The 8,879-nt window shown below is 50.1% G+C and carries 13 protein-coding genes; all 13 read left to right on the top strand.

Annotation, left to right across the window (positions count from 1 at the left end):
* The coding region (locus tag VLH40_09190) for a SecY family transport protein (GenBank protein HSV32177.1) at positions 1–532 on the top strand (532 nt) is incomplete at its 5' end.
* A gap of 38 nt (positions 533–570) precedes the next feature.
* Positions 571–1,233 (top strand): adenylate kinase, encoded by a 663-nt coding sequence (locus VLH40_09185; GenBank protein HSV32176.1) that lies wholly within the window; start codon positions 571–573, stop codon positions 1,231–1,233.
* The gene (gene map / locus VLH40_09180) at positions 1,221–1,991 is read left to right on the top strand and encodes a type I methionyl aminopeptidase (GenBank protein ID HSV32175.1); all 771 of its coding nucleotides are present in this window, start codon (positions 1,221–1,223) and stop codon (positions 1,989–1,991) included. The genes VLH40_09185 and map overlap by 13 nt, the downstream gene beginning before the upstream one ends.
* Positions 1,988–2,209, top strand: a complete 222-nt coding sequence (gene infA, locus VLH40_09175; protein HSV32174.1) for a translation initiation factor IF-1 — start codon at positions 1,988–1,990, stop codon at positions 2,207–2,209. Before map ends, infA begins: the two co-directional genes overlap by 4 nt.
* Positions 2,210–2,368: 159 nt before the next feature.
* Positions 2,369–2,737, top strand: coding sequence for a 30S ribosomal protein S13 (rpsM, locus tag VLH40_09170; GenBank protein HSV32173.1), 369 nt, complete (start codon positions 2,369–2,371; stop codon positions 2,735–2,737).
* Positions 2,738–2,839: 102 nt separating this feature from the next.
* Positions 2,840–3,226 carry a 30S ribosomal protein S11 gene (gene rpsK / locus VLH40_09165; GenBank protein ID HSV32172.1) on the top strand — a complete coding sequence of 129 codons (387 nt, stop codon included), beginning with the start codon at positions 2,840–2,842 and terminating at the stop codon, positions 3,224–3,226.
* Between the two features lie 93 nt (positions 3,227–3,319).
* Entirely contained in the window at positions 3,320–3,946 is a 627-nt protein-coding gene (rpsD, locus tag VLH40_09160; protein HSV32171.1) for a 30S ribosomal protein S4, read from the top strand.
* A 36-nt stretch (positions 3,947–3,982) separates the two neighbouring features.
* Positions 3,983–4,981, top strand: coding sequence for a DNA-directed RNA polymerase subunit alpha (locus VLH40_09155; GenBank protein HSV32170.1), 999 nt, complete (start codon positions 3,983–3,985; stop codon positions 4,979–4,981).
* Positions 4,978–5,334: a 50S ribosomal protein L17 gene (gene rplQ, locus VLH40_09150; protein ID HSV32169.1), complete on the top strand. Its 357-nt coding sequence runs from the start codon at positions 4,978–4,980 to the stop codon at positions 5,332–5,334. The genes VLH40_09155 and rplQ overlap by 4 nt, the downstream gene beginning before the upstream one ends.
* A gap of 142 nt (positions 5,335–5,476) precedes the next feature.
* Positions 5,477–6,313: an energy-coupling factor transporter ATPase gene (locus VLH40_09145; protein HSV32168.1), complete on the top strand. Its 837-nt coding sequence runs from the start codon at positions 5,477–5,479 to the stop codon at positions 6,311–6,313.
* Positions 6,298–7,173: an energy-coupling factor transporter ATPase gene (locus tag VLH40_09140; protein HSV32167.1), complete on the top strand. Its 876-nt coding sequence runs from the start codon at positions 6,298–6,300 to the stop codon at positions 7,171–7,173. The genes VLH40_09145 and VLH40_09140 overlap by 16 nt, the downstream gene beginning before the upstream one ends.
* Positions 7,163–7,969 carry an energy-coupling factor transporter transmembrane component T gene (locus VLH40_09135; GenBank protein HSV32166.1) on the top strand — a complete coding sequence of 269 codons (807 nt, stop codon included), beginning with the start codon at positions 7,163–7,165 and terminating at the stop codon, positions 7,967–7,969. The genes VLH40_09140 and VLH40_09135 overlap by 11 nt, the downstream gene beginning before the upstream one ends.
* A gap of 6 nt (positions 7,970–7,975) precedes the next feature.
* A complete protein-coding gene (gene truA / locus VLH40_09130; GenBank protein HSV32165.1) occupies positions 7,976–8,797 on the top strand; it encodes a tRNA pseudouridine(38-40) synthase TruA in 822 nt (273 codons plus the stop codon).
* Positions 8,798–8,879 lie beyond the last annotated feature (82 nt).

The raw sequence follows: 8,879 nt of genomic DNA, 5'->3' as shown, positions 1-8,879 counted from the left end.
GATGTACGGTGGGCAAAGCACCCATATTCCGATACGTGTCATCCAGGGCGGGGTGATCCCGATTATTTTTGCATCGTCGATCCTTCTCTTCCCAGCTACCCTGGCACAGTTTTTTCGGGAAGGATTCATGAAGACAATCGCCGACGCTCTTGCTCCGGATGCTCCATTGTACCTGACTCTTTTTGCGGTGCTGATTATCTTTTTTACCTTTTTCTATACCGCGGTTACATTCAACCCTTCGGAACTAGCGGATAATATGAAAAAGTACGGTGGTTTCGTTCCCGGCATAAGACCGGGCCGACCGACAGTTGAATATCTGGACCGCACGTTGTCCAGAATCACGCTGTGGGGTTCCTTGTTTTTGGCCTTTATCGCCATCTTTCCCAACATCGTGGTGGAGATCACCGGCGTTCATACTCTCTTTTTCGGAGGAACGGCGATTCTCATTACCGTTGGTGTAGCGATCGAAACCGTCCGTCAGGTGGAGGCGCAACTCCTGATGCGGCATTATGAAGGATTCATGAAGAAATAGCTGAACACTGACCGGCTTTCGGGAAAGGAGACTCTGATGTGCGGTTAATCCTCTTGGGACCACCTGGTGTGGGCAAGGGAACCCAGGCAAAAATGATCGAAACGGAATTCGATACCCCTCAGATATCGACCGGTGATATAATTCGCAACGCCATGCAAAATCATACCGAATGGGGAAAGAAGGCCGAGAGTTATGTGAAAACTGGCCGGCTGGTCCCCGATGACGTAGTGATCGGAATCGTGGAAGAACGGTTGAGTATGTCTGACGTAGTAGATTCGTTCATGCTCGACGGGTTTCCCCGCACTTTGGAACAGGCCGGAGCCTTGGATCGGATCCTGACGACCTCCGGTAAACCGATCGATGCCGTCATCTATTTCGATGTCAATCGCGATGCGGTGGTGAAGAGGCTTTCTGCACGGCGTGTCTGTGAAAAGTGTCAAGCGACGTACAATCTTAACTCCAATCCTCCCAGAGAAGAAGGGATATGTGATCGAGACCAGGGAAAGCTGATTCAGCGGGAAGACGATAAACCGGAAGTGGTTTTGCAGCGGCTCATAACATATGAAAAACAGACCAAGCCGCTGATAGACTTCTACGAGAAACGGGGGATCATGCATCACATTCCTTCCTCCGGTGGAATTGATCAAATCTTCGGCGTCGTCAAAAAGCTTCTCTGTAATCTTTCTCAATGCCTAGACTGACCTCTGTGCAAGAACTTTCCAGCATCCGGGAGGGTGGAAAAATTCTGGCCGAAGTGCTGGAAAAAGCGCAGGAACTCGTGGTGCCGGGCATGGAAACCGCCTACATCGACCGGGTAATTGAAGAAACTATCCGGGCCAAGGGCGGCACCCCGGCCTTCAAGGGATATCGGGGATATCCGGCCTCGAGTTGTATTTCGATCAATGAACAGGTTGTCCATGGCCTTCCGGGGGAACGGGTTATCCAGAAGGGAGATCTGGTGAGTATCGATGTCGGTTTGGAGTGGCAGGGATTGTTTACCGATGCGGCCTTCTCTTTGGTGGTCGGCCGTATGGACGACAAAGCGGAAAGACTACTGAATGCCTGCCGGGAGGCGCTTAGCGCGGGAATACGGGAGGCTCGTCCTGGGAACCGGGTGGGGAACATTTCTCAAGCTGTTCAGCAGACGATCGAAGAAGCCGGTTACTCGGTGGTCAGAGATTTTGTCGGTCACGGATTGGGGCATTCGCTTCATGAGGAACCACAAATTCCCAACTTTGGAAGACGAGGAGATGGAATGCTCCTGAAGAGTGGGATGGTTGTGGCCATTGAACCCATGGCCAACGAGAAAGGTTTTCAGGTCAAGGTCCTCGACGACGGCTGGACAGTGGTCACCGCGGACGGTGGTTTATCAGCACATTTTGAGCATACCGTGCTGATCGGTCCTGACAGTCCGGAAATATTAACCCGAAGCCCAAGGAGGGATAGTCTCCACCAATGATCAAAAACGATGTTATTGAGGTGACCGGAAAGGTTATTGAACCATTGCCTAACGCCATGTTCCGTGTCGAATTGGAATCAGGGAGGGTTATTCTCGCACATATTTCCGGGAAAATGCGGATGCATTACATAAGGATTCTTCCCGGGGACCGGGTAACCGTTCAAATATCTCGTTATGACACGACAAAGGGAAGGATCACCTACCGGCACAGAACTTGAGTTTTCTTGAATTTTCATCTGGGAGGTATTACAATGAAGGTCCGTGCTTCCGTCAAGCCGAGATGTGAAAAGTGTAAAATCATTCGGCGAAAGGGTAGAGTTGTTATACTTTGTACAAATCCAAGACACAAACAAAGGCAAGGTTAGGAGGAAGTCTTCATGGCCCGTATAGCTGGAGTTGATTTGCCGGCAAATAAGCGAATTGAAATCGCCCTGACCTATATTTATGGGATTGGTAGATTCCTGGCTCGGCAAATTCTGCTGGAAACCGGGGTCGACCCGAACACACGAGTCAGGAACCTGACCGACGAGGAAGCGATTCGGATACAGAAGAGTGTGGAGAAATATCCGGTGGAGGGCGAACTGAGGACTCAGGTATCCCAAAATATTAAACGGTTGATTTCCATCGGTACATACCGGGGTCTTCGTCATCGCCGGGGGATGCCATCGCGGGGACAGCGCACCAGAACCAATGCCCGTACGAAAAAAGGTTCCCGCAGAACGGTCGGGGTTAAAAGGAAAAAATAAGAATGACAGAATGAAAACCTCGGCAGATTTGATTCCGGTTTTCGGAGAGTCGAGGGTTTGTCCGGGAAGTACCCGGGGAACGATTAAGGAGGTCGTCACTCATTGGCCGAGAGAGCTCGTGGAAAACGGAAAGAGAAAAGAATTATCCGTGATGGAGTCGCGCATATAAAATCGACGTTCAATAACACTACCATATGTATTTCTGACTGTCAGGGCAATGTCATTTCCTGGGCCACCGGAGGGAATTCCGGCTTTAAAGGAACTAAAAAGGGAACTCCTTTTGCCGCTCAACTGGCAGCAGAATCGGCTGCCCGGAAGGCCATGGATCAGGGTTTGCGGGAAATCGAAGTCCTGGTAAAGGGTCCGGGGTCAGGCCGGGAGACCGCCATACGCTCACTCCAGGCGACCGGTTTGATCATCAAGTCCATCAAGGACGTCACTCCGATTCCTCATAACGGTTGCCGTCCACCGAAACAACGGCGGGTGTAGCGCAAACTTAGGCAGGTAGAAAGTTGCGTTAACTTCATCGTGGTAAATATTCTTGAATCTTGATTCTGTAAATAGTTCTTAGGGAGGACCAATATGTCGCGATATACCGGATCGAAATGCCGGCTGTGCCGCCGGCAGGGTTTGAAACTTTTACTGAAAGGTCCCAGATGTCTATCCAACAAATGCGCTTTTGAAAAAAGGCCTTTCCCCCCGGGGCCGCAACGGGGAGGCCGAAGAAGGGTTTCCAGCTATGGGACTCAATTACGGGAAAAACAAAAAGTCCGTTTCATCTATGGAATCACCGAGCGGCAGTTCAACAACTACTTCGCGAGGGCGATAAAACTTCCCGGCTTGCCTGGGGAGACTTTACTGGTTCTTCTGGAAAAAAGATTGGACAATGTTGTATTCCGGCTTGGATTAGCCGATTCCCGCTCTGATGCCCGGCAAATGGTCCGTCACGGGCATTATCTGATCAATGGAAAAAAGGCGAGCATTCCCTCCTTACTCGTTCAGAAGGGTGATGCGATTACTCTTTCGGACAAGGGGAAGAGCAACCTGAAAATCAAGGAAATTACTGAAGAAAAAGGTCCGGCGAATATACCGGGATGGATCGAATACAATACGGAAACCCGTCAGGCGTCTCTCGTGAGTGAACCGAAACGAAGCGATATCGAGTACGATGTTCAGGAGAAGCTCATAGTCGAGTTTTATTCAAGATAACCGCCAGCTTGGGAAAAACCACCGAGGTGTTCAAATATGCAGGATTTAAATGTAACAACAAAGTTTGAAATTCTGGAAATCACCGAAGATCCGGAAACAAGAAGCCAATTCGGTCGATTTTCCATAGAACCCCTTGAATCCGGCTGGGGTATCACCATTGGAAATTCCTTGCGCCGCGTTCTCCTTTCGTCAATTGAAGGTGCCGCCGTCACCGCGGTCCAGATTGAAGGCGTAATCCATGAATTCTCTTCCCTTCCCAACGTCCAGGAAGATATTGCCGATATCATGCTGAATATCAAAGGAATCATTTTACGCTCTCATTCCGAAGTGGAAGAAACTCTGACTCTCAACTTTTCCGGTTCAACACAGGGGACACGGGTTACTGCTGGTGATATTGAAAAAAACAGTGCCGTAGACATTATCAATCCCGCTCATTATTTGGCAACGCTTTATGAGGGGGGGGCTCTGTTGGTCCGCTTGTTTGTCAACCGGGGGAAGGGATACCGTGAAACTCAGGAAAAGATCCATCCCGAACATAACATCATCCCGATCGATTCAATCTTCACACCGGTCAAGAAGGTGAATTACCATGTTTTGGATACCCGAGTGGGTCAGTTTACCAACTATGACAAGTTGGTGCTGGAAATCTGGACCAGTGGCGCCATTTCGCCCCAGGAAGCCCTCAATAGCGCCCTGGCGCACATCGTTACCCAGTTTTCCCATTTGCGGGAACTATTAAAGGAGCGGTCGGGCGAATTGGCCATCGGTGAACTGATACCCGAGGTCGAAAGCTCAGGCGAAGACAGGGATATCCCCATAAAGGAGCTTGAGTTGTCAGTTAGGGCCTTCAATTGTTTAAAGCGGGCAAAAATCAATACCCTTCGTGAGTTGCTGGAAATCATCAACGGCCGCTCAGAAGACCTGAAAAAAATCAAGAATCTGGGCCAAAAAACCTACGAAGAAATCGTGGAAAAAGTGAGTCGGCTTGGTTATGATTTACACGAACCCACGGAAAACGAGGTGAACCAGGAATGAGGCACCGTAAGGGCAGAAAAAAACTGGGTCGAACCACTTCCCATCGCCAGAGCATGGTGTCCAACATGCTCATTTCTTTTATCAAAGCAGGAAGAGTCGAGACGACCGAGGTGAAAAGCAAATTCCTCAAACAGGAATTTGAGAAGACAATGTCTTTGGCCATACGTGGTGAAACGGCCGATTATCGGGAAATCCTGACCCGGGTAAAAGATAGGGAAGCATTCAAAATGCTGACTCGGAAGCTTGTGCCCCGCTTTAAAGAGAAACAGGGCGGCTATTGCCGGATCATCAAGACTCGCCAGAGACGCGGTGATGCGGCACCAATGGCGCTGGTTGAAATTTTGAACGAATAAACCTGGCCTGTCAAAGATCTCAGCCAGCCCAGCGCTGGCTTTTTTTTTGATCTGATTTGACTGGCGGCTTCGCAAAAGGCAGGTCCTTTGAAGCCCTGTAAAAATATTTTGTCTGAAAATCTCTTTTCCAGGAGGAATGCCGGTGATCGAATTCAAGCAGGTTTCATTCTGGTATTCCCAGGAAGAAGCACTCGTCGACAGAGATTATGAAGTACTGCACGAGGTTACACTCACCATACAAAAAGGTGAGTTTGTGGTTTTACTTGGAAGAAATGGATCCGGCAAGTCGACGCTGGCCCGGCATACTAATGGGCTTCTGCTTCCGAAGAAGGGGACGGTTACCGTCGAGGGGCTTTCCACCGTGGACCCGGCGAATCTGTGGCCTATACGACAAAAGGTCGGATTGATCTTCCAGAATCCCGACAATCAGATTATCGCCACCAGCGTTGAGGAGGATGTAGCCTTTGGACCAGAAAACCTGGGTCTTCCACCTTCCGAGATCCGGCGAAGAATAGACGAAGCCCTTTCGATTGTGGATATGCTCCCTTACCGAAGGAAAGAGCCACATTTACTTTCCGGCGGCCAGAAACAACGAGTGGCCATTGCCGGAGTCCTGGCCATGCATCCCGAATACCTGGTTCTTGACGAAGCCTCTTCCATGCTCGATCCGGAAGGCAGGAATGAGTTGCTTACCGTACTTAAAAAATTGAAGAGGGAGATCACGGTTTTTCATATTACTCACTATATCGAAGAAGCTGTTCACGCTGACCGGGTGCTGATCATGGATCAGGGAACCATCGTTGCCGAGGGAGGTCCACGGACCATTTTTTCTCTACGTGACGATATGTATCGATGGGGTTTGGAACTCCCCCAGATTACGGAGACAGCCTGGTTGATCAACCAACGCCGGCCGGGAACATTCGGGGAGTTACCGATTGATCCTGAAGAAATGGTGAACACATTGTGCTCATTGAAATGAAAGATGTCTCCTTCCGATATTTTCCAGGCTCACCTTTCGAGGTGGAGGTGCTTCGGAAGGTGAGCCTGGTCATTCATAAGGGGGAAAGCATTGGTATCATCGGCCGGACTGGTTGCGGAAAGTCGACTCTGATCCAGCATATGAACGCTCTCTTGTTACCTGAAAGCGGGGTTGTCCTGATTGATGGAAAAGAGACAGGAAAGAAAGGCCCTAAGCTTCGTCAAATACGCCAGCAGGTAGGATTGGTGTTTCAATACCCGGAACATCAGATTTTCGAGGAAACGGTGTATGCCGAAGTGGCATTCGGACCGAAAAATATGGGAATCACCGGCTCGGAACTGGAGGAGACCGTTCACTGGGCGATGGACTCGGTGGGTCTTGATTATAAGTCTTTCAAGGACAAGAACCCTTTCGAGCTATCCGGAGGACAAATGAGGCGGGTGGCCATAGCCGGAGTTCTGTCGATGCGTCCTGAAGTACTGATACTGGATGAACCGACTGCCGGCCTTGATCCCGAAGGCCGTAAATCAATACTGGAGAAAGTCGTATCCCTGCGCCGGGAATGGGGAATGACGGTGGTCATTGTTTCGCACAGCATGGAGGATCTGGCTCGTTTTTCAGAAAGGATACTGGTTATGGATAACGGAGACATCAAGCTCGATGGGCCGGTACGGGAAACTTTTTCCCGACACGAGGAGCTTGAACAATACGGTGTACGTCCTCCGGTAACCACTCGTACGGCTATCCTGTTGAGGAAAAGGGGCTTTGAAGTCCCCACTGGGATTCTCAGTTCTGGGGAATTAGCCGATGAAATCATTGGTATCCTGTCCGCAAGGAGAAAAAGGATCGATGTGGAGTAAATATGTTGTCGTTGGACAATATATCCCCTTAGATTCTCTCATTCACCGGCTGGACCCCCGGGTAAAAATCCTTTTTTCCGGGGTGATGATCGTCGACCTTTTTATAGTGCAACACTGGTCCGCATTCCTCTTGTTGGGTGGATTGATTCTCGCTTTCGCTGCTATTGCTAAAATACCAGCCGCCTATTTAATGAAAAGCCTGAAGCCGATCCTTTTTCTGCTTATGTTTACGCTGATACTTCATCTCTTTTTTACCCCCGGAGAGACGCTTTGGGAATACGGAATCATCAGGATTTCCCGGGACGGCTTGTTCAGGGGTCTGTTCATCATGATCAGGCTTTGCCTACTCATTCTTTCCACGGCCCTTTTAACCCTCACAACGTCACCGGTGGAGCTGACCGATGGTATGGAGTATCTTCTGAGCCCTTTGAAGCGATGGCGGTTTCCTGCTCACGAACTGGCCATGATGATGACCATCGCTATCCGATTTATCCCAACCCTTCTTGAAGAGGCGGACCGGATCATGAAGGCTCAGATGGCCCGGGGCATGGATTTTGAATCCGGGAACCTACTCAAGCGGGCCAGAAATCTGATCCCCTTGCTGGTACCATTGTTTATCAACGCGTTCAAACGGGCGGATGAATTGGCGATCGCCATGGAATCCCGCTGTTATCGGGGCGGAGAAGGCAGAAGCCGCCTGCGAGCTTTGGTTTTGTTGCGACACGATTATTTATTCATGGCCTTTTCCTTTTCCTTTATTGCCCTAGTGACGGTCATCACTTTGTTGATCCTATAGTTACCCATGAGAAACATCGCACTGGTTCTCGAATACGATGGAGCGGGGTATTTCGGCTGGCAGGAGCAACCCTGCAGGAAAACGCTGCAGGGAACACTGGATAGTGCTCTATCAGCGATTCTCGGGGAGACTGTCCGTGCTGTCGCGTCCGGACGGACGGATCGGGGTGTGCACGCCCTGGGTCAGGTCGTATCTTTCACCACTTCTTCAGATATACCGGTCGACACCCTGGGCAGGGCCTTGAATGGAACACTGCCGCCGGACATGCGGGTTCTGAATATCAGGGAGTGCCCTCCCCATTTTCATGCCCGTAATTCTGCTGTACGAAAGGAGTACCGGTATCTCTGGTACAGTGGTGAAGTCCTGCCGGTTTTATTACGGAACCGGGCCTTTTGGTGCGGATTCAGTCCACCGGATCTTCATTTTCTCGAAGAGCTTTCCCGGTGTTTTGTGGGCACTCATGATTTCACGTCTTTCAGTGCTTCAGGGAACGATAGCAATAATCCGATTCGAACTATTGAACGATTTGAGATTTCGTTAATTGACGACCACCTGACCGTATTTACACTGGTCGGAGATGGTTTTCTCTATCGGATGGTCCGGATCATTCTGGGAGAGCTTTGGATGGTGTTACGGGGCAAGCGCACCAAGAAGGAATTGGTTCAGGGTATCAACCAGCCTGGCCGAAAACATCCCCGCCTGGTTCTCCCCCCCGAGGGACTCTACCTTGTGCGGGTTGAATACGACTCATTCAACCCGTTTGCCGGATTGAAGCCGGTCCAGGGATACTCACCATGGCTTCGCTGGGAAAAAGAGGCCAGGAGATAGAAAAAATATTTAACATTTTTCCCTCCCCTCGATTGACAACCCCCCCCTCCCATGTTATATTACTTCTTGCCCCGTTTCCCGG

The organism is Atribacteraceae bacterium (genome assembly GCA_035477455.1).
Classification (GTDB): domain Bacteria; phylum Atribacterota; class Atribacteria; order Atribacterales; family Atribacteraceae; genus DATIKP01.
The sequence above is the reverse complement of the archived record's forward strand: the minus strand, read 5'-3'. Positions and strand labels throughout refer to the sequence as shown.

Coding starts and splice junctions, on each gene's coding strand:
- map (HSV32175.1), top strand. CDS start 1,221: ATGCCTAGACTGACCTCTGTGCAAGAACTTTCCAGCATCCGGGAGGGT.
- infA (HSV32174.1), top strand. CDS start 1,988: ATGATCAAAAACGATGTTATTGAGGTGACCGGAAAGGTTATTGAACCA.
- rpsM (HSV32173.1), top strand. CDS start 2,369: ATGGCCCGTATAGCTGGAGTTGATTTGCCGGCAAATAAGCGAATTGAA.
- rpsD (HSV32171.1), top strand. CDS start 3,320: ATGTCGCGATATACCGGATCGAAATGCCGGCTGTGCCGCCGGCAGGGT.
- VLH40_09155 (HSV32170.1), top strand. CDS start 3,983: ATGCAGGATTTAAATGTAACAACAAAGTTTGAAATTCTGGAAATCACC.
- rplQ (HSV32169.1), top strand. CDS start 4,978: ATGAGGCACCGTAAGGGCAGAAAAAAACTGGGTCGAACCACTTCCCAT.
- VLH40_09135 (HSV32166.1), top strand. CDS start 7,163: ATGTGGAGTAAATATGTTGTCGTTGGACAATATATCCCCTTAGATTCT.
- truA (HSV32165.1), top strand. CDS start 7,976: ATGAGAAACATCGCACTGGTTCTCGAATACGATGGAGCGGGGTATTTC.